Here is a 19,555-nt window from a genome sequence, read left to right as displayed (position 1 = left end):
AACCCGTGCCGTACGAGGGTTTGCCTCGTTGCTCCAGAGGGTCTACGGTGCGATGTATCGGGCCGATACATCGGGCCGGTGAACGGGCTCCCAACGGCGGGCAGCCACTGGGGTCCGACGGAGACACGGAGAGGGGTGCTCGTGTTCGAGCTCGCCATCCTCGGTCTCCTGCAGGAGTCCCCGATGCACGGCTACGAGCTCCGCAAGGAACTCACCGCCAAGCTCGGGGCGATCCGGGCGGCGATCAGCTACGGCTCGCTCTACCCGACCCTGCGTCGGTTGCAGGCGGCCGGCTGGATCACCGAGGCGGCCGAGACACCGGCCACCGCGGAGGAGATCCCGGCGCTGACCAGCCGTCGAGGGCGGGTCGTCTACAAAATCACCGCGGAGGGCAAGGAACGGTTCGCCGAACTGATCGCCCAGACCGGTCCAGAGAGTTACGAGGACACCGGGTTCGGGGTGCACTTCGCGTTCTTCGCCCGTACCGACCGAGCGACCCGCCTCCGGATCCTGGAGGGCCGGCGCCGCAAGGTGGAGGAGCGTCGCGAGGGCCTGCGCGACGTGTTGGGCCGAGCGGCCGAACGGCTCGACGCGTACACGCTCGAACTTCAGCGACACGGCCTCGACGCCTGTGAGCGCGAGGTCCGCTGGTTGGAGGAGCTCATCGCCAACGAGCGCTCCGGCCGGACCCCGGATGGGTCCACCCCGGGCACCGACCCGGGTCCGTCAAGAGAGAACATCCCGCCTCCGCCTGGGTAGTCCAGGAATGAGTCGGAGCGGCCGTGATGAACACAAAGGAGGCAAACGCGATGGGCTCCGTCCGCGTCGCCATCGTCGGTGTGGGTAACTGCGCCTCGTCCCTGGTCCAGGGCGTCGAGTACTACCGCAATGCCGACCCCAACGACCGCGTCCCGGGTCTCATGCACGTCACCTTCGGCGACTACCACGTCTCGGACGTGGAGTTCGTCGCGGCGTTCGACGTCGACGCCAAGAAGGTGGGCATGGACCTCGCGGAGGCGATTGTCGCCAGCGAGAACAACACCATCAAGCTCTGCGACGTACCGCCGACCGGCGTGCTCGTGCAGCGCGGCCCGACCCTGGACGGGCTGGGCCAGTACTACCGGGAGATCGTCGAGGAGTCCGACCGCGAGCCGGCCGACGTCGTCGCGGCGCTGCGCGAGGCCCGGGTCGACGTGGTGGTCTGCTACCTGCCGGTGGGCTCCGAGGAGGCCGCGAAGTTCTACGCCACGGCCGCGATCGAGGCCGGCTGTGCCTTCGTGAACGCGCTGCCGGTCTTCATCGCTTCCGACCCCGCCTGGGCGCAGAAGTTCGTCGACGCCGGGCTGCCGATCGTCGGCGACGACATCAAGAGCCAGGTCGGCGCGACCATCGTGCACCGGGCGCTGGCCAAGCTCTTCGAGGACCGGGGTGTCGAGCTGCTCCGCACGTACCAGCTCAACTTCGGCGGCAACATGGACTTCATGAACATGCTGGAGCGCAGCCGCCTGGTCTCGAAGAAGATCTCCAAGACCCAGTCGGTGACCTCCCAGATCCCGCACGAGATCAGCAAGGGCGACGTGCACATCGGGCCGTCGGACCACGTGCCGTGGCTGGACGACCGCAAGTGGGCGTACATCCGGCTGGAGGGGCGCTCGTTCGGTGACGTCCCGCTGAACGCGGAGCTCAAGCTTGAGGTCTGGGACTCGCCCAACTCGGCCGGTGTCATCATCGACGCGGTCCGGGCCGCGAAGATCGCCCTCGACCGGGGCATCGGCGGTCCGATCCTCTCGGCGTCGAGCTACTTCATGAAGTCGCCGCCGGAGCAGTACGCCGACCACGACGCCCACCAGGCCGTCGAGAACTTCATCGCCGGCACCATCGAACGCTGATCGGGTACTCCCGACGAACGGGTCCGGACCTGCGAGTCCGGACCCGTTCTGCTTCGTCCGGCGCCTCCGGCCCGGACCCTCTGGGTCGGTGCGCGGCCTACCGAGGGCCTCGCGCCGACCCAGAGGGTGGCTACCGGTGCCTCACCAGACGGTCATACAGGGTCGGCCGTGACCGGCCGAGGCGGGGATGAAGGCCATGGCGTCCCAGGCCACGTCGACAGTTCCGTAGGTGTTCTCGATCATGTTGCTGAGCTGGACCCTCCCGCCGGGAGCGAACGTGTACTGGCCGAGGTGCACCCAGCGGTCGACGCCACGCGTGACCGCGTCTTGATCGATCACGCATGTCTGGATGTTCTCCGGCTCACCCGGCACGGGCTTGATCACGTAGGTTGCGTTCGGGATGTTCGCGCCGTGCGAGGGCAGGTGGGCCACAACGTCGTACGTCCCCGTGGTCAGCAGGTACGGCGTCCACGTCCCGACCACCTGGTGGGTCCGCGCCCAGTCGGTCGGCTGGCCTTGCGCGTCCTCGCCGTCGTACGCATGACTGAACCACGCATGCCCCAGGTAGCCGGCCCCGAGCTGATGGAGGTCGACCTGCCCGTACTCGGTGTTGACCGTACCGCTGCGGAAACCCGGTCGCAGGGTGAACTTGCCGCCCCACTGCTGGCCGGCGCAACCGAGCAGGTTCCGCGACGAGTCGCCAAGGTCGTCGACGATCAGCGTTGGGCTGGACGCGAACGGGGTACAGCGCCGGGGGTACTGGATGATCACCGCTGGCTCCGGATCGCCGGCATGGTATTCCAGCCACTCCCGGGCGAACTCCGCGTTCGCGTTGCTCTCCAGCCAGCTCGTGTGGCCGTTGAATCGGCAGGTCTCGTTCCAGGCCGGGCAGGGGTCGCTCGGCTGGTTCGGGTTGCACGCGTTCGACGCGCTACAGAACTGGTACCGGCTGGGCAGGCCGAGTCGTAGCCCCGAGTCGCTACCGAAGAGTGGCTTGGCGTACTTGGTGCGGGGGTCGATCCACTGCCACTGCGGTGTCTCGGCCCAACCCATGATCTTCTCCGGGTAGGTCCAGTCGGAGGGATGGCTCGCGTCGTCCAGCGACGCCCGCAGGAAGGGCTCTCGATTGGCGGGGTAGTCGGGGTTCGCGGGGTTGTTGAAGAAGCCCACGCCGACACGGCCGTTCCCCGCCGTGTAGACGCCGGAGTTGTAACCCCAGACTGCCAGGTACCAATTCTCCAGGTACTGCGGATCGTCGTTGTTGACCCAGGTGTTCGTGCCCCGCAGCTGGTTGTACTTCTCCACCAGGATCTGCAGCCCGGCCGCGATGTTCGCCGCGTAGTCCGTGGCGATCGCGACCTGCTCCTGCAACGACCACTTGGTCTGGCCACGGCGCATCCCGTCGGTGACCTGGGAGATGCCGTAACCGCAGTCGGACTCGCTGAAGTCGATGTACTCGATACTGCCGCCGAAGGCGCGCTGTCCGTAGAAGTCCGACACCAGAGGGTTGCCGGCGTCACCCGCCACGGCGTGCCACGAGGCCTGGTAGAGGTTCGTCTCCTGAGCCAGGATGGCCAGCATGATCTGGGCCGGCACCTTCGGCCCGCTGGGCAGACCGAACATCGTCTGCGGCCGGTAGGCGGGCATGTTCGTCTTGAGGTAGTCGGCCGGCCGCTGGACGTTCAACGCACCCTTGACCGCCAGGTCGACCGCCCATTCCACCTGATTGGCGCTGGGTTGCAGCACCTGCCGGCTGATGTCGTTGCGGGGGATCGCGCAACTCGGCTGCCCGATGGGCCAGTGGTGGTCCATCGTGCCCGATCCACCGTCGCGGCCCCGCTCTGGGGCTGCGCCCGGTTGCGACCCGGTCCCGGGCTTCACCGGGGCGGTGCGGGCATTCGGTCCGGCAGGCTTGTTCTGACTGACCACGGTGCCGACACTGATCCGGCCGGTGGCTGTCGCCTGTGTCGTGACCTGCACCGTGTTGGCACCGCGGACAGCGCCGGCCTGGCCGGTCACCAGATCCGGTGTCACCTGATCTCGTTTGGTCGACATCTCCAGGGCAAGCAGGTGCCCCTGTTCGGAGACCGCCCGCACCTTCCGCGCGGTGGCGACGATGGAGAGGTCCGGGTGTGCGGACTTCGACACCCCGCTCACGTCGCCGACCAGCACGTTGCGCCCGCCGGTCAGCCCGAACAGTTGGAGCCGGCTCCGTGGCCCCTCACCGAGTCTCGTCTCCCTGCCCTCGACGTAACGCAGCGCCACCGCACGCTCCGAGCCGTCCCCGGCGGTCTGCACGGTCAGTACGTCGATGGCACCGCTCCTGGTGGCCTGTGCGGCGAACGGGGCACCGCCCGGTTCGGCGATCCTCGTCAACCTCCCGGTCTCGTCGATCCGGTTCAGCGCTCCCCGGACGATGGCGTAGTCGCCGTCGGGAGCGGGGACCGGGTTGGCCACGTGCGTCGGGATGCGTCGGGTTGACGTGACCTTGGCAGCGACGGGATCGACGCCGAGCAGGTCTGTCTGCCGGTTCTCGACACCTACCGCCCGGGTCAGCAACATCCGGTCGGTGGGTCCGCAGGACGGGTTGAAGTAGGCCAACTGCACCCGCTCGGCGAGTTGGGTCACGTCACCGGTCTTCAGGTCGACGACGGCCGCGAAGGCACCCGCCGTCATCAGCTTCGGCTTGTTGGTGAATGTGGCCGGCGCGTACACGACCGCGGCGTACCGGCCGCTGCCGGTGACGCAGACGTTGCCGGTCCAGGCTCCGGCCTCGGTCAGCCCGGCGTTCAGCGTCACCAGGGTGGACCAGGCGAAGGCATCCTTCTCCCGGGCGACGTACAGGTGAAATCCATCGGTGTCGCCGACCCCCGTTACCAGCATGTCCGACGACTGGCGCCATCCGTCGCCCAACACAGCGTCGGGATCGGCCACCGCGGCCCGGGTGTTCACCGCACTGGCGGCCCCGGCCGGCTCACTGTCGGGCTTGGCGGTCGCGACCGTCGGCGGCCCGAGGCTCAGCGAGGCGAGCAGTACGACGGCCGCTCCGTAGGCGGTGGACCTTCTGATGGTTGTCATGTCGTCCCCCGTCACAGCCATTGGGTGCAATGGTTCCTGTAGTCCTCGTAGTCGTATTCGTAGCTACGCGGACCCGTCATTTCGTGGGGGTCGGGGTCGTAGAGATCCGGGTCCAACCACCACATGCACATCTGGACCGAGTGGTTCCAGCCCCACATCGGCGACCGGTAGGAGTTGGAGCCGATCTGGACCCATTCGACCTGTTGAGATGGTGCGTCAGGGTTGGCTCCGACGGCCTTGCGGGCTTCGGATCCGTACGTCGCCTGGCCCCAGAACTGGGGGAAGGGCGCACGGCCAGAATCCTGCTCCCACCGGACGATGTTGACCTCGACCCAACTGGCGGCGCATTCCGGAGAGAAGAAGAGCATCGTGTTGGAGCTGATCTCGATGGGCTCCTGTGGCGTCGGATCGTCCTGCGGGTCTTCATCAATGTCGATGCGGTGCGGCAGCAGAACCTGCTGCTGGGTGTTGGCGGAGATACATCCCATGGCATTGGGCCAGTTGCCGTCGCATTGCGCGAACGTGCAGAGGACCGCCGCCGTCTCCTTCGGGGCGGCCGGCGTCGCGGCCGGGGCCGCCAGCACGGTCGTACTGCTGCTGAGGACAAGGAGGAGGGCGACCGCACCCAGACCGGATCTCCGGGTCCAGGTCCGCCATCTCGTTCCTGCCGATCTTCTTGGCATGCACACCCTCCGCTCTGGCGTTGCTACTGCTCGCACAAGCGTGGGAAGGACCGCCACTACGCCTCCACCGGCGCCACACCGGACCGCCACCCTGGCGACGCCGGTTGAGGCGTCGACACCCTCCATACCCCATCGGGGTATAGTCCTGCAGAGAAGGAGTGATCGGCGTGCATGGCGACACCAACCACGACAGCCACCGTGATCACGGCGCGGACAGCCACCGCGATCACGGCGGGCCCGACAGCGGTCACGGCGGGCCCGGACACGGCGGCCACCGAGGGCGCGACCAGCATGCCGGGCACGATCCGGAGGCGTTCCGCCGAAAGTTCTGGCTGAGTCTCGCGCTGACCGTGCCGATCGTGCTGACCAGCCACATGGTGATGGCCTGGTTCGGCTACTCGCTGGACTTCCCCGGCATGTCGCTGGTCGGGCCGATACTCGGCTCGGTGGTCTTCCTCTACGGCGGCTGGCCGTTCCTGGTCGGCGGGCTCCACGAGCTGCACGACCGTGCGCCGGGGATGATGCTGCTGATCTCGATGGCGATCACCGTCGCGTACGTCGCCTCGCTCGCCACCAGCCTGGGCGCGTTCGATCTCGACTTCTGGTGGGAACTGGCCGCCCTGGTCACCGTCATGCTGCTCGGGCACTGGCAGGAGATGAAGGCGATCGGCCAGGCCCGGGGCGCGCTCGCGGCACTGGCCGCGCTGTTGCCGGACGAGGCCGAGCGGGTCGACGCCGACGGCGGCGTACGACGAGTGCCCCTGACCGGGCTGGGCGTCGGCGATGTGGTGCTGGTCCGCCCCGGCGCCCGGGTACCAGCCGACGGCCGGGTGCTGGACGGCACCGCCGAGCTGGACGAGTCGATGATCACGGGCGAGTCCCGCCCGGTCTCCCGTACCGTCGGCGACCGCGTGGTGGCCGGCACCGTGGCGACCGACTCGTCGATCCGGGTCCGGATCGACGCGGTCGGCGACGACACGGCGTTGGCCGGGATCCAGCGGCTGGTGGCCCAGGCGCAGCAGTCCAGCGGTCACGCCCAGGTGCTCGCCGACCGCTTCGCCGCCTGGCTGTTCTACATCGCCACCGCCACGGCCGCGGTCACCTTCGTGGTCTGGTCCGCGCTCGGCGACGTCGACGAGGCCGTGGTGCGTACCGTGACGGTGCTGGTGATCGCCTGCCCGCACGCGCTCGGCCTGGCGATCCCGCTGGTGATCGCGCTCTCCACCGCCGTGGCCGCCAAGGCCGGCATCCTGGTCAAGGACCGGTTGGCGCTGGAGCGGATGCGCACGGTGGACACCGTGCTGTTCGACAAGACCGGCACGCTCACCCGGGGCGCGCACACCGTCACCGCCGTCGCCGCCGACCCCGACCTCGACGCCGACCAGCGGTCTCCGGATCGCCCCGGCCCGGCCGGTGGCGGGACGGGCGGTGCCGAGGACGAGGTGTCCGGGACGAGCGGCGGCGAGGACGAGGTGCTCCGGCTGGCCGGCGCGGTCGAGGCGGAGAGCGAACACCCGCTCGCCCGGGCCATCGTCGCGGCTGCCGCCGCCCGTGGCGGCGCGCCGACCGCCACCGGCTTCCGCTCGCTGACCGGCCGCGGCGTGCGGGCCGACGTCGACGGGCGGGACCTCGCGGTCGGTGGGCCGGCGCTGCTACGCGAGCTGGCCGCCCGGCCCGGCGCCGACCTGGACCGGGTCACCGCCGAATGGTCGGCGCGCGGGGCCGCCGTGCTCTATCTGGTACGCCTCGACGGCGCCGGGCCCCGGGTACTCGGTGCGCTGGCGCTGGAGGACGAGGTACGCCCGGAGGCCGCCGAGGCGCTCACCGAGCTGCGGGCCGAGGGGGTACGCCGGATCGCCATGATCACAGGTGACGCCCGGCCGGTCGCCGAGACGGTTGCCGGGAAGCTCGGCTTCCGACCGGGGGTGGACGAGGTCTTCGCCGAGGTGCTCCCGGCGGACAAGGACGACAAGGTGACCGACCTCCAGCGCGCGGGTTCGACGGTGGCGATGGTCGGCGACGGGGTCAACGACGCCCCGGCACTGGCCCGGGCCAGCGTCGGCATCGCGATCGGCGCCGGCACCGACGTGGCGATCGAGTCGGCCGGAGTGGTGCTCGCCTCGTCCGACCCGCGCGGGGTCACCGGTGTCATCCGGCTGTCCCGGGCCTCGTACCGGAAGATGATCCAGAACCTGGCCTGGGCCGCCGGCTACAACGTGGTGGCGCTGCCGCTCGCCGCCGGGGTGCTCGCCTGGGCCGGGATCGCACTGAGCCCGGCGGTCGGCGCCGTACTGATGTCCGGCTCCACCATCGTCGTGGCGCTGAACGCCCAACTCCTCCGCCGCGTACGGCTGACCCGCCCGGCACGCTGAGTCGGCCGACGGATGCAGCGGTGGCACCTGAGACTCCAACGTCACTTGACTTCCGCCTGGTGGAGGGATGACCGCTCCAGTTCGGCGCAGCCGGCAGCGAGGGCGACCGGTGGTTCGACGATGACGCGGCGATGACGGCGTTTGGCAGCCTCGCGGCATCCGATGTCCTGAAGCAAGCTTGGAGGTATCGCCTTGCTCGCAAGAAAATTCGCCCGGATCTGTGGCCTGTTGGCTGTCTGCCTCGCCACCGGTCTGATCCTCCCCCAGCCGGCAACCGCCGCACCACCACCCTCGCCGAGCGAATTCAGCGTGGCCGACCTCGACCCGGCCGAGGCGACGTTCATCCCCGAGGCCAAGTTGCTGGCCGACGGTTGCGGCTCGACCTGCGACGGACAGAACCCGGCGACGTTCCGTGTCTACACCAGTGACTGCGCCGGTTGTTACCGCGTCTGCGCGGACGATGCCAGAACCGTCGCGTGGAGGTCCGACGGCATTATCCTCGAACTGCGGTACAGCGACCGGTGCCGGACGGCTTGGACCCGGGTGGGCTCGGACTTCTACTACCCGACTATCAGGAGCTATTACCTCAACGGCAACCTCCGCGCCACGTACAGCGGTTTCGCCGGCGCCTATTACACCGTGATGGTGAACGACGCCGGGCTGCTCGCTCAGGCGGAGGCGGTCGCGGGCTCGACCACCTGGTACACCAGCAGGTACTGAATTGAAGCCGGGTCGGCCGTGCCGGTTGGTTTCGGTGGCGCAGCGGCATCACCGGAACCAACCAGGGCCGGACGGCCCGGTGGTGGTGTCGGGCATTCAGCGCGGGGATCACGCCCAGGCGCGCTGGAAGGCGATCCCTGCCTCTAGTTCCAGCAACTGGCGCTTCCGGGGCAGGCCACCGCCGAAGCCGACCAGCTTGCCGCCGGCTCCGACGATCCGGTGACAGGGCACGATCACCGGGATCGGGTTGCGGTTGCAGGCCACCCCGACCGCCCGGGCCGCCCCGGGGTCACCGACCGCCGCCGCCACCTCGCCGTAGGTGCGCGTCTCGCCGTACGGGATCTTCGACATCTCGGTCCAGACCGCCCGCTCGAATTCCGAGCCCCGGCGTACCGAGAGCGGCACGGCGAACTCCGTCAACTGACCGGCGAAGTACGCCCGCAACTGCGCCACCGCCGCCGGTAGCCCGACGGTGTCCGGGTCGGGTGCCTCAGGCAGGGCGGCGGCGGGCAGCGCCCCCTCCACCGGCCCGAAGTGCACGCCACAGACGCCGACGTCGTCGACCCCGACGGAAAGCTCCCCGATCGGGGAGTCGAGCACGGTCCAGCGCATCCCACCATTGAACCTCTTCCCACCTCCCGTTGCGCTCCGCGGTGGCCGCAGGTCGAAGTCGGGGCGCGGGCGCGCTGTTCAGGTTGAAGAAGTTCGGGCGTCCGGCGCCGTCCGAGCCTGCTCAGGCCGGGTCGAGCAGTGCGGCGACCTCCGTGAGTACCCGGTCCACGTCCTCGGCGGTGACGTGCCGGTGCGTCACGGCCCGGAGCTGTCCCCGGCCCAGCTCGGCCAGCCGGACCCCGGCGTCGGCGAGCCGGGCGATGAACGACTCGTGACTGAACCGGTCGTCGACGACCCGGAACATCACGATGTTGGTCCGCACCCGGGCCGGGTCGATCTCGATCCCGGCGATCCCGGCCAACCCGTCGGCGAGCCGGCGGGCGTTCGCATGGTCCTCGGCAAGCCGGCCGACCATCGTGTCGAGGGCAACGATGCCGGCCGCGGCGATCACTCCGGCCTGGCGCATCCCGCCGCCCAGCATCTTGCGGATCCGCCGCACCCGGTCGACGAACTCCCGGTCACCGGCCACCACCGAACCGACCGGCGCGGACAACCCCTTGGAGAGGCAGACCTGGACCGAGTCGGCGTGCCGGGTCAGCTCGGTGACCGGTACGCCCAGCGCCACCGCGGCGTTGAACAGCCGGGCCCCGTCGAGGTGTACGGCCATCCCCTGACGCCGGCCGAACTCGGCCACCTCGGCCAGGTACGCCCCGGACAGCGGTACGCCGCCGCACCGGTTGTGGCTGTTCTCCACGCTGATCAGCCCGGGCGGGGCGAACTGCGGGTCGTCCGGGTCCTCCGGCAGCGCGGCGGCGAGCCGGTGCACCGGCAGCCGGCCGTCCGGCTCGGTCCGGACCGGTTCCAGTACCACCCCGCTGCACACCGAGGCGCCGCCCGCCTCGTACACGTAGATGTCCGACTGGTCGCCGACCAGCACCTTGCTGCCGCGCGGACAGTGTGCGGTGATCGCGGCGAGGTTGGCCATGGTGCCGCTTGGCAGCAGGCAGGCCGCCGGCTTGCCGAGCAGTTCGGCCGCCCGCTCCTCCAGCTCGTTCGCGGTCGGGTCCTCGCCGTAGACGTCGTCGCCGAGCGGGGCCCGGGCGATCGCCGCCATCATCTCCGGGGTGGGACGGGTGAAGGTGTCGCTGCGCAGTTCCACCGTGGTACGGACGATCGTGGACGTCATCGGTGCGCCTCCTGAACGGCGGGGCCGGGGACCGGCGAGGGCGGTGGGACGGGCTGGCTCGCGGCACGCTGGGCGAGCAGGGCGCCGCAGAGCACGATCACGCCGCCGAGCAACTGGACCGGGCTGAGCCGCTCGCCGAGAACCAGCCAGGCGACCAGGGCGGCTATCACCACCTCGACGGTGGCGATGACACCGGCCACCGGGGCGGAGAGCAGGCGCACCGCGCCGATCCCGGTCGTGTAGGCGAGCACCGTGCTGACCACGACGATCCAGCCGACCAGGACGAGGACCGGGAGGACCGTACCGGCGACGCTGGCCTCGCCGAGCAGTGTCGACCACGGCAGTTGCCAGGGCTGGGCGACCAGGCCCAGCACCACCGCGCCGACCGCCATCCCGCCGGCGGCCAGCGCCAGCGCGTCGCCCTCGCCGGCCAGCCGGTCCGACAGCACGAAGAAGGACGCCTGGCAGGCGGCCGACCCGAGGCCGGCGAGCAGCCCCAGCAGGTCCAGTTGCAGCCCGCTCCAGACCTGCACGACCACGGCGATGCCACAGACCGCGAGCAGGGCACCGGCGAACGCCTCCCGGGGCAGCCGGGTACGCCGGACCAGCACCAGCCAGCCGATCACCAGCGCCGGGGCGAGGTATTCCAGCAGCAGGGCGATCCCGACCGGCAGCCGGGACACCGCGAAGAAGTAGCAGACCTGGACCCCGGCGATGGAGAGCAGGCCGTACCCGACCAGCAGCGCCCGGTGCCGGCGGACCAGGGTACGCAGCGCCGGGCCACGGATCGCCAGGGCGAGCGGGACCAGCAGTACCGCCGCACCGGCCAGCCGCAGCCAGACGGTGTCCAGCGGGGTGAGACCCGCGTCGATCACCGCCTTCGCGGCCGGTCCCGAGGTCCCGAAACTGAACGCGGCGGACAGGGCCAGGGCCAACCCGGGTACGGCCGCGCGTGGCACGACGGGCCGGACGGGTGTGGATGTCGCGGTCATCTGGTCTCCCATTCGAACTGCGCGGTCAGCCGCCGGAGTTCGGCGTCGGCGACCCGGACCGCCACGGCAGGACTCTCGGCGCAGGACAACACGTGCCCGACCCGGTCGGTGAAGTCGCCGCGCGGCCGGTAGTGGTCCCCGGCCCGGGGTCGGGCCACCACCTCGACCGTGCGCGGATCCGACCCCGTCGGCGCGGCCGGTACCCGGCGGAACCGACCGGCGCGGTCGAACAGCAGGAACCGGATCGAGGCCGCCCGCCGGTGCGCGGGCACCGGCGGCGCGACGGTCTCGCCGAGTACCTGGGCGAGATGCTGGCGGATCAGGTCGATGCCGGTGGCGAGCTGGACCAGCCGGGGAATGTTGCCGCCGGCCAGTCGCGGGTTCACCTCGATCACGTACGGGCCGTCGGCGGCCAGCCGCAGCTCGACGTGGACCGGGCCCCAGCCGATGCCGAGGGCGGCGACGGCCCGTTCGGCGGTGCCGCGTACCGCCGCGTCCAGGTGGTCCGGCAGGTTCGCCTCGACGTCGTGGCCCACCTCGACGAACCAGGGCGGGGAGCCGAGGTGCTTGCGGACCACCACCAGCGCCCGGCCGTTCCAGACCTCGACCGACACCTCTGGACCGTCGACGAAGTCCTCGACCAGCACGCCCGCGATCCGGGGCATTCCGCGCTCGTTCACCCCGCCGGCCAGCAACTCCGCGGCCGCGCCGGCACACTCGGCCGGATCCGCGCAGAGCCGTACGCCGACCGAGCCGGAACCGTCGACCGGCTTGACCACCACCGGGCCACCCCGGCGCTCCGCGGCCGCCCGGGCCTGCTGAACGGTCGAACAGAGTCGCCAGCCCGGCACCGCGACACCGGCGGCCGACAGCACCCGGCGGGAGAGTTCCTTGTTCCGGCACCGGAGCACGGCCTCGGCCGACGGGTGCGGCAGATCCAGTTCCTCGGCGGTACGGGCGGCGACGACCACGGAGTACTCGCTGCTGCTGGTGATCCCGGCGACCCGATCCGGGCCGACGCTCCGGCACCACCCGGCGACCTCGGCCGGACTGCCGGTGTCCAGGGTCGCCACCTCGTCGTACCGGTCCAGCCAGGGTCGGTAGCGGCCGGTCTCCCGGGCCAGCAGCGCGGTCCGGTATCCGAGCGCGGTGGCCGCCTCGGCGAACAGCCCCCCGGTGCCGGTGGTGTTGCTCTCCACGAACACGGCGTACCGGTCAGACACCGACGCCCCCCTCGACCAGCGGGCCGACCGGCTGCTCGACGGCGGCCGCGTCGAACTGGTCGCTGTCGACCCGGTCGTCGTTGCCCTGGACGTCGCTGCCCTCGGCGGCGTCGACCTGGTCCAGCAGGCGCTGCCGCCAGTGCACCGCGACGTCGAGGTGCCCGGCCGCGGCGGCCGCCCGACCCCGCAGCCCGGCGTGCAGCCGCGGCCACAGGGCGGTGAAGGACTCCGGCCCGGGCCCGCCGCCGAACCGGGCGGCCCGGACGGCCTCGCCGACGTCGAGCGTGTCGAGCAGCTCCGCCGCCCGCCGCTCGATCGGCGTACCGGGCCGGACCGGGCGGCCGGACTCGATCCCGGTGATCAGCCGGCCGACCACCTCGTGCGCCCGCCGGAACGGATGGCCCTCGACCACCAACCGGTTCGCCACCGCGGTGGCGGTGGTCCAGTGCCCGGCGGCGTGCCCGGCCATCCGGTCGGCCCGGGGTTGGGCGCCGGAGAGGTGCATCCGGAGCAGCCGAAGCACGTCGACGGTGTGCCCGTACGCCGGCCACGCCTCGGCCATCGCCTCCGTGCCGACCTCGATGGAGTTGCTGAACGGCGCGGACCGGGTGGCGGCGAGCACCGCCGTGTGGGCGCCGAGCACCCGGGCCGCCCGACCGCGTACGTGTTCGAGCAGGTAGGCGTTGCGCTTCTGCGGCATCGCCGAGCTGGATCCGACGAGGTCGTCCGGCAGCCGGAGCAGGCCCGGCTCGGCGCTGGTCCAGAGTTGCAGGTCGAGCGCCACCCGGGAAGCGGTCACCGCGACCGAGGCGGCGATCGCGAGCACCGCCGAGACGGAGTCCCGGCTCGCCACCGCGTCCAGCGCCACCGGGTGCGGCGCGGCGAACCCGAGCAGCCGGGCGGTCAGCTCCGGGTCGATCGGCAGGTCGGTGCCGGCCATCGCGCCGGCGCCGAGTGGGCAGCGGGACAGGTGTGGGATCTCGGCCAGCAGCCGGTCCGCCTCGCGGCCCAGCGCCGCCGCCACCCCGGCCAGGTAGTAGCCGTAGGTGATCGGTACCGAGGGCTGGAAATGGGTGAACCCGGCGAGTACGGCCGCCCGGTGCCGGCGGGCGGCATTCAGCGCCACAGCCTCGGTACGCAGCGTCTCGCGCAGTACCGCCGCGTGCCACTCCCGGAGGCGCAGCGCGCAGATCGTCGCCTTGAGGTCGTTGCGGGACCGGCCGCTGTGCAACCGCCCGGCGACCTCGGCACCGGTGACCTCGGCGAGGTGGGACTCGTAGAGCAGGTACAGCCCGCGTGGCGCGTGCCGGCCGCGCAGTGCCCGGTAGCCGTCCCGGTCCAGGTCGTCGATTGCCGCGATCAGCGTGGCCGCGTCGGCGGCCCCGATCAGCCCTCGGGCCCGGAGCATCACCAGGTGGGCCCGGTCCACTGCCGTCATCAGGTACAACTCGTCGTCGATCGTCGCGTCGGCCGTCTCGCCGAAGACGATCCGGCGCGCACCCGGCAGGGCCGCCCGGCTGAGTCGCCCGGTGCCCGGGCCCGTCGCGTCAGCCACGGCGCACCCCGCCGGCCCCCGCCTCCACCGGCCCGGCGGCGTACGCCGCCGGGCGCCGGTCCCAGTGCAGGTAGCTCCATCCGTCCAGCCCGTCGCGCGGGTCGTCGACGAGCCGGGGCTCGGCCGGGACCTCGGGCTCGGTGTTCCGGTGCAGCCACTCGTCGGAGTAGACCGTGTCCTGGTAACGGTGTCCCTCGTCGGGCAGCAGCACCACGTGCAGCCGCCCCGGGTCGTGCCGGGCGTACCAGGAGGCGACGGCGTAGGCGGCGCCGCTGGTCGGACCCATGTAGACGGCGTGCCGGCGGTGCAGGTCCCGGGTGGCGCGCACGGCGTGGCCGTGCGAGAGCCAGTGCACGTCGTCGAAGACCGTGTGGTCGACGTTGGCCGGCATCAGGCTGTTGCCGAGCCCGCGCAGCGGACGCGGCCCGTCCGGCTGGCCGAAGATGACGCTGCGGTGGGTGTCGACGCCGACCGCCCGCAACTCGGGGCAGACCTCGCGGAGGAACCGCGCCGTACCGCACATGCTGCCGCCGGAGCCGACCGTGCCGACCAGTACGTCGATCCGGCCGAGCCGTTCGAGCAGCAGGTCCGCCACGGCCGAGTACGACAGCGGGTTGTCCGGGTTGCGGTACTGCTCCGGGCAGAACGCCTCCGGGTCGTCGCGCAGCAGCCGGGTCACCCGGTCCAGCCGGGGCTGCTGGTAGCCGCCGCCCGGCGCCGGCTCGCTGACGATCTCGACCTCCGCGCCGAGGTCCCGCAGCCGGGCGGCCAGCCGATCGTCGATGACCGGGTCGCTGACCAGGGTCAGCCGCCAGCCGTGCAGCGCCGCCTCGATCGCCAGGGCCAGCCCGAAGGTGCCCGAGGTGGTCTCCACGATCCGCCCGCCCGGGCGGATCCGGCCGTCCCGGGCGGCCCGCCGCAGGATGTACCGCGCGGGTACCAGCTTCATCAGGGTGAACGCCGCACCCACCAGGTTCGGCCCCAGCCGGACCAGCTTCGGCATGGCGATGGCGTCGGAGTAGGTCCCGGAGAAGACGTCCGGGTACTTGTCGGCGGCCCGGCCGGTCATCGGTGCACCGCCCGCCAGTGCGACTCGTACGGCGCGTACCGGTAGGTCTCGGCTATGCCGAGGCTGGCGAGTCCGGCCCGGCACCGTTCACTGGCCGCCCGCGCGGCGCGCGGGTCCCGGCCGTCGAAGAGGACACCGGCGACGGTGCCACTGTGCGCGACCTGTACGCCCACCGCGCCCACCGCCTCCGCGAGCCGGCGCAGCTCCGGCATCAGCGGCAGCGGGACGAACCGCTGGTTGATCTCGGCGCTGCGGGTGGCCACCCGGCCGAGCAGTACCGGGTCGCCATGCCGGACGGCGTGCCGGGTCGCCCCGAGCAGCGCGCCGAGTTGGGAGATCTCCGCCGGGGTGTACTCGGCCGGCGGCAGTTCCAGGGTGTCCACTCCGGTCGGTGCGAGTACGCAGCCGACGACCAGCAGTGGCGGCAGCTCCGGGCCGAGCACGTCGAGGACCCGGCCCTCGCGGTGGGCGAAGAGCGGCACCGAGCCGGAGAACATCACCGAGTCCGCGGCGTACTCCGCGGCGATCGCCAGCCGGGCCACCGTCCGGCCCGGGAGCCGGTGGCCGGCGGCGTCCGAGACCGCCCGGATGGTGGCCACCACGTCGGCGGTGGACGAGCCGAGCCCGAGCCCGACCGGGATGTCCGAGCTGAGCGAGACCTGGCAGCCGTGTTCGACACCGAGCAGGTCCAGGGTGAGCCGGGCCGCCCGGCCCGCCTTGGTCTTCCACTCGGGCTGGACCACGATCCCGGCCTGGTCCGGCGACAGCTCGGCGCTGGCCACCGCGGCGACATCCGGCAGCGGAAGGGTGACCAGGGCCCGCACCAGCGAGCCGTCGATCCAGAACGCGCCCTGGAGCAGCTCGCCGTGGTGCCCCCGGCACATCCCGAGGCCGGTGCGCGGTGTCGTGTCGAGGTTGTCGACCGCGGAGGTCCCCCGCCAGTCGATGATCCGTTCGTCGAGGAGCGACATCAAACCCCCAGCCAGGTTACGGACACGTCGTCGGCCGGCAGTCCGGGCGCACGGGGGGGGAAGTCGGCGCAGGTCGCGCGCCAGATCGGATCGTGGGTCGTGGATAGCGGTGGCACGGGTTGCCGTCGTCGAAACCCGTTGTCGAACACCGCAGCCCCCGTGCGTCGGTGCCGGAACATTCCCGTTCGGTTGGCGAGTCTAGGGGAGCCGACCGAACCGCGACAAGTCTTATCCGGATTTGACGTCGGCGCGCCTCGATGTCACGCACGGTCAGCGGGTGGGCGGAGCGGGCCGGAGCGGGACTGGCGTCCGCGCCGGCCGGACCGTCCACCCCGGACGCCGGCATCCCGGACGCCCCGACTGCCGACCGGAGTGGGATGCGGTTCGACATGCGGCTCATGGGTCGGTCGACCGGTCCGGGCAGCCGCCGGGCACACGGCATCCGAGGCGTACCCGAGGCGGCCGTCCCAGTATTCGGGAGATGGATCGGGAGAGACGACCTCACGTTCCGTATGCGTCGATCTCGACCACGAGGGGGCACACCCCGAGAGCACAGAGAGGCCGGATCAGCCAATCGTGATCATTTGATTACGCTGGGTACCGATGGACTCCGAGCGGTTGCCGCCCGCCGGGAGAGACGGGTTGCATACCGTCCTATCCGGGGTCTACCGTCCGGCCGAGGTAATCGCATCCGTCGATTGTTCACGGAATGCGGACCGTTGTATCCGGCCAACGTCGCATACGGGGAGGCGACAGGCGATGGCGTACTGACAGTTCTCTCGATCACCCGACGAATTGCGTCGGAGGCACCGTCGACGACAATTTCCCGACGAGCGCCGAACGGCCGCCCCACCGAGTCCCGGGCATCCGCGAACCAGCCGTGCACAGCGGCTGCGACCTGCACTTTGCCCTGGAAGATCACGGGTGACGAGCCGCACTGGCACACCAGCCACAGTGGCGTGGCGGACCGTTTCATGTCGACGGTCGTAGGTCTGGCTACGAGACGTCGTGCCGTACTCCACTCGGTCAGGATGGCTCAGGTGAACACGATGAAAACGGATTATGAACCCCTGTTCCAGGTACGTGCGGAAACCGGGATATCGGCGCCACCGGACGTGGTGTACGCGATCGTCACAGACCTTTCCCGAAGTGGCGAATGGAGCCCGGAATGCACCGGAGGGAAATGGATCACCGGCATTCCCGGCACCGTCGGCGCGATCTTCCAGGGAGACAACCGGCGCGAGATGGACGTCGTCGCCTGGGCACCGGTGGTACGCGGGACCTGGAGCACCACCTGCGAGGTGGTCGCCGCCGAGCCGGGCCGGATCTTCAGCTGGGCGATGCGGGACAGTTCCGGGCGCCGGCAGGACAGCGTCTGGACGTACGAGTTCACCGGTGCCGGCGACGGCGGTTGCCGGCTCGTCCACCGGTTCCGGATGGGCGCGCCGACCGAGGGCATCCGGTCGATCACCGCCGGACTCACCCCGGCCGACCGCCGGCGGTTCTTCGCCGACTGGAGCGGCAAGTTGGCCGACGACCTGGCGACGACGCTGGCCCGGATCAAGACCGTGATCGAGACGAGCGGGACCGGACCGGAGTCCGGCACCCCACGCTGACCCAGGAAGGATCGACATGCTGCTGCAACGGATCGGCAACTCCGGCATCGGGCTGGGTACCCTCCTCGACCGGGCCGCCGCCCGACACCCGGCCAACGTCGTCGTCCTCGACCACGACCTGGACGTCGCGCCCGAACTGGGCCGGCGGTGCACCGTCGCCGAACTCGCCGACCTGGTGGACGACCTCGCGTCCCGGCTCTGGGCGGCGAAGGTCCGCCCGGGTGAACGGGTGGTGGTCTACAAGTCCGACGGCTTCGACATCCCGCTCCTTGCCTTCGCCGCGGCCCGGATCGGCGCCGTACCGGTGCTGCTCTCCCCCAAACTGGACGGCGGTACGGCCGCGGAACTGCTCCGCCGGGCCCGGCCGGCGTACCTGCTGACCGACCGCGCCAAGCTGGACGCCGAACTGCCGCCGACGGTGCACGAGTTGGCCGAGCGGGTCCTGCTGGCCGCCGGCGAGCACCCGGACGCCGTCGGGCTGCGCGCGCTGGCCGGTACGCCCCGGGTGCCGGCGGTCACCATGCCGCCGGACCACCCGGCGCTGGTGACGCACACCTCCGGGACGACCGGGATCCCCAAGATGGCGGTGCACACCGGCCGGACGCTGCTGGCCCGGTACCGCCCGCAGGCGACGGCGGCGGCGCTGGTGCGGCGGCGGGAGACCGTGGCGGTGCACGTCTCGTTCGTGCACTCCCGGATGGTCAGCGCGATGGCGATCACCCTGCTGCGCGGCGCGCCGCTGCTGATCCTCGCCGACGAGGACCCGGCCCACGTCGCGGAACTCTTCGCCCGGCTGCGACCCGGCGTCATCGAGGCGCACCCGAACTCCTTCATGCTCTGGGAGGAGCTGGCCGACGACCCCCGCGAGCCGCTGGCCAACGTGCGGTACTTCAGCAGCACGTTCGACGCCATCCATCCGCGTACGATCCACCGGCTGCTGACCGCCTCCCGCCGACGCTCGCCACGGTTCGCCCAGCTCTACGGCCAGAGCGAGACCGGGCCGGTGGTCGGCCGGACGTACACCCGTCGCTGGACCGGCGGCACCGACGGCCGCTGTGTCGGCATGCCGTTCCCGGGGATGACCGACGTCCGGGTCGTCAGCCGCGACGGCAGGCCGCCCTCCCCGTCGTCACCGGGCTACATCGAGGTGCGCAGCGACGGGCGCGCGGTGACCTTCCTCGGCGAGCCGGAGCGCTACCGGCAGCAGGTCGACGGCGACTGGTGGCGGATGGGCGACGTGGGCTACCGGACCCGGTGGGGCTGCCTGCACCTGCTCGACCGCGAGGTCGACATCGTCCCCGGCTTCGGCAGCACACTGGTCGCCGAGGACACCCTGCTGGCCCGGCTGGCCGACCTCACCGAGGTGGTCGTCGTACCGGACCCGGACGGGCGGGCCGTACCGGTGGTCTGCACCCGCGACGACCGGCCGCTCGACCTGGAGGCGTGGCGGACGGCCGCCGCCGACCTGCCGCCGATGGCTGCGCCGGTGCACTGGCGGCTCGACGAGCTGCCGCACACCGCGACCACGAAGATCAAGCGGCTCGAACTGGCGCGGATCCTCGCCAGCCGGAACGGCGACCGGTAGCGGC

The 19,555-nt window shown here is 71.4% G+C and carries 15 protein-coding genes; 6 read left to right on the top strand and 9 right to left on the bottom strand.

Translation table 11 applies throughout. From position 1 onward, the window contains the following. Positions 1 to 141: 141 nt before the first annotated feature. Positions 142 to 759 (top strand): PadR family transcriptional regulator, encoded by a 618-nt coding sequence (locus R6Y94_RS32565; protein WP_318400024.1) that lies wholly within the window; start codon positions 142 to 144, stop codon positions 757 to 759. Between the two features lie 50 nt (positions 760 to 809). Further along, positions 810 to 1,889: an inositol-3-phosphate synthase gene (locus R6Y94_RS32560; RefSeq protein ID WP_318399881.1), complete on the top strand. Its 1,080-nt coding sequence runs from the start codon at positions 810 to 812 to the stop codon at positions 1,887 to 1,889. Between the two features lie 141 nt (positions 1,890 to 2,030). Here R6Y94_RS32560 and R6Y94_RS32555 read toward each other — a convergent pair whose 3' ends face one another. Both R6Y94_RS32555 and R6Y94_RS32550 read right to left on the bottom strand, forming a co-directional pair. Beyond that, positions 2,031 to 4,967 carry a hypothetical protein gene (locus R6Y94_RS32555; protein WP_318399879.1) on the bottom strand — a complete coding sequence of 979 codons (2,937 nt, stop codon included), beginning with the start codon at positions 4,965 to 4,967 and terminating at the stop codon, positions 2,031 to 2,033. An 11-nt stretch (positions 4,968 to 4,978) separates the two neighbouring features. Beyond that, positions 4,979 to 5,551, bottom strand: a complete 573-nt coding sequence (locus R6Y94_RS32550) for a hypothetical protein (RefSeq protein ID WP_318399877.1) — start codon at positions 5,549 to 5,551, stop codon at positions 4,979 to 4,981. A 266-nt stretch (positions 5,552 to 5,817) separates the two neighbouring features. On the opposite strand from R6Y94_RS32550, the gene R6Y94_RS32545 reads away from it, so the two are divergent. Then, positions 5,818 to 8,022, top strand: a complete 2,205-nt coding sequence (locus R6Y94_RS32545; RefSeq protein WP_318399876.1) for an HAD-IC family P-type ATPase — start codon at positions 5,818 to 5,820, stop codon at positions 8,020 to 8,022. 309 nt (positions 8,023 to 8,331) lie between these two features. Further along, positions 8,332 to 8,742 (top strand): DUF2690 domain-containing protein, encoded by a 411-nt coding sequence (locus R6Y94_RS32540; RefSeq protein WP_318399874.1) that lies wholly within the window; start codon positions 8,332 to 8,334, stop codon positions 8,740 to 8,742. A gap of 108 nt (positions 8,743 to 8,850) precedes the next feature. Here R6Y94_RS32540 and R6Y94_RS32535 read toward each other — a convergent pair whose 3' ends face one another. The 7 genes from R6Y94_RS32535 to R6Y94_RS32505 form a co-directional block, all read right to left on the bottom strand. Further along, complete coding sequence (locus tag R6Y94_RS32535; protein ID WP_318399872.1) at positions 8,851 to 9,354, bottom strand: methylated-DNA--[protein]-cysteine S-methyltransferase; 504 nt, start codon at positions 9,352 to 9,354, stop codon at positions 8,851 to 8,853. Between the two features lie 121 nt (positions 9,355 to 9,475). Beyond that, a complete protein-coding gene (ltaE, locus tag R6Y94_RS32530) occupies positions 9,476 to 10,540 on the bottom strand; it encodes a low-specificity L-threonine aldolase (RefSeq protein ID WP_318399871.1) in 1,065 nt (354 codons plus the stop codon). Beyond that, on the bottom strand, positions 10,537 to 11,532 hold the full coding sequence (locus R6Y94_RS32525; RefSeq protein ID WP_318399870.1) for an EamA family transporter: 996 nt from the start codon (positions 11,530 to 11,532) through the stop codon (positions 10,537 to 10,539). The genes ltaE and R6Y94_RS32525 overlap by 4 nt, the downstream gene beginning before the upstream one ends. Further along, positions 11,529 to 12,755 (bottom strand): ATP-grasp domain-containing protein, encoded by a 1,227-nt coding sequence (locus R6Y94_RS32520; RefSeq protein ID WP_318399868.1) that lies wholly within the window; start codon positions 12,753 to 12,755, stop codon positions 11,529 to 11,531. Before R6Y94_RS32520 ends, R6Y94_RS32525 begins: the two co-directional genes overlap by 4 nt. Further along, complete coding sequence (locus R6Y94_RS32515) at positions 12,748 to 14,310, bottom strand: lyase family protein (protein ID WP_318399866.1); 1,563 nt, start codon at positions 14,308 to 14,310, stop codon at positions 12,748 to 12,750. Before R6Y94_RS32515 ends, R6Y94_RS32520 begins: the two co-directional genes overlap by 8 nt. After that, positions 14,303 to 15,379 (bottom strand): cysteine synthase family protein, encoded by a 1,077-nt coding sequence (locus R6Y94_RS32510; RefSeq protein ID WP_318399865.1) that lies wholly within the window; start codon positions 15,377 to 15,379, stop codon positions 14,303 to 14,305. Before R6Y94_RS32510 ends, R6Y94_RS32515 begins: the two co-directional genes overlap by 8 nt. After that, complete coding sequence (locus R6Y94_RS32505) at positions 15,376 to 16,350, bottom strand: hypothetical protein (protein WP_318399863.1); 975 nt, start codon at positions 16,348 to 16,350, stop codon at positions 15,376 to 15,378. Before R6Y94_RS32505 ends, R6Y94_RS32510 begins: the two co-directional genes overlap by 4 nt. Positions 16,351 to 17,399: 1,049 nt before the next feature. On the opposite strand from R6Y94_RS32505, the gene R6Y94_RS32500 reads away from it, so the two are divergent. Then, positions 17,400 to 17,966 carry an SRPBCC family protein gene (locus R6Y94_RS32500; RefSeq protein WP_318399861.1) on the top strand — a complete coding sequence of 189 codons (567 nt, stop codon included), beginning with the start codon at positions 17,400 to 17,402 and terminating at the stop codon, positions 17,964 to 17,966. A 16-nt stretch (positions 17,967 to 17,982) separates the two neighbouring features. Further along, entirely contained in the window at positions 17,983 to 19,551 is a 1,569-nt protein-coding gene (locus R6Y94_RS32495; RefSeq protein WP_318399859.1) for a class I adenylate-forming enzyme family protein, read from the top strand. The last annotated feature ends 4 nt before the right edge of the window (positions 19,552 to 19,555 follow it).

The organism is Plantactinospora sp. KLBMP9567 (genome assembly GCF_033446045.1).
Taxonomy (GTDB): domain Bacteria; phylum Actinomycetota; class Actinomycetes; order Mycobacteriales; family Micromonosporaceae; genus Plantactinospora.
This window is presented reverse-complemented; position numbering and strand designations above follow the sequence as displayed.

Coding starts and splice junctions, on each gene's coding strand:
- R6Y94_RS32510 (WP_318399865.1), bottom strand. CDS start 15,379: ATGACCGGCCGGGCCGCCGACAAGTACCCGGACGTCTTCTCCGGGACC.
- R6Y94_RS32495 (WP_318399859.1), top strand. CDS start 17,983: ATGCTGCTGCAACGGATCGGCAACTCCGGCATCGGGCTGGGTACCCTC.
- R6Y94_RS32500 (WP_318399861.1), top strand. CDS start 17,400: ATGAAAACGGATTATGAACCCCTGTTCCAGGTACGTGCGGAAACCGGG.
- R6Y94_RS32560 (WP_318399881.1), top strand. CDS start 810: ATGGGCTCCGTCCGCGTCGCCATCGTCGGTGTGGGTAACTGCGCCTCG.
- R6Y94_RS32555 (WP_318399879.1), bottom strand. CDS start 4,967: ATGACAACCATCAGAAGGTCCACCGCCTACGGAGCGGCCGTCGTACTG.
- R6Y94_RS32505 (WP_318399863.1), bottom strand. CDS start 16,350: ATGTCGCTCCTCGACGAACGGATCATCGACTGGCGGGGGACCTCCGCG.
- R6Y94_RS32525 (WP_318399870.1), bottom strand. CDS start 11,532: ATGACCGCGACATCCACACCCGTCCGGCCCGTCGTGCCACGCGCGGCC.
- ltaE (WP_318399871.1), bottom strand. CDS start 10,540: ATGACGTCCACGATCGTCCGTACCACGGTGGAACTGCGCAGCGACACC.
- R6Y94_RS32535 (WP_318399872.1), bottom strand. CDS start 9,354: ATGCGCTGGACCGTGCTCGACTCCCCGATCGGGGAGCTTTCCGTCGGG.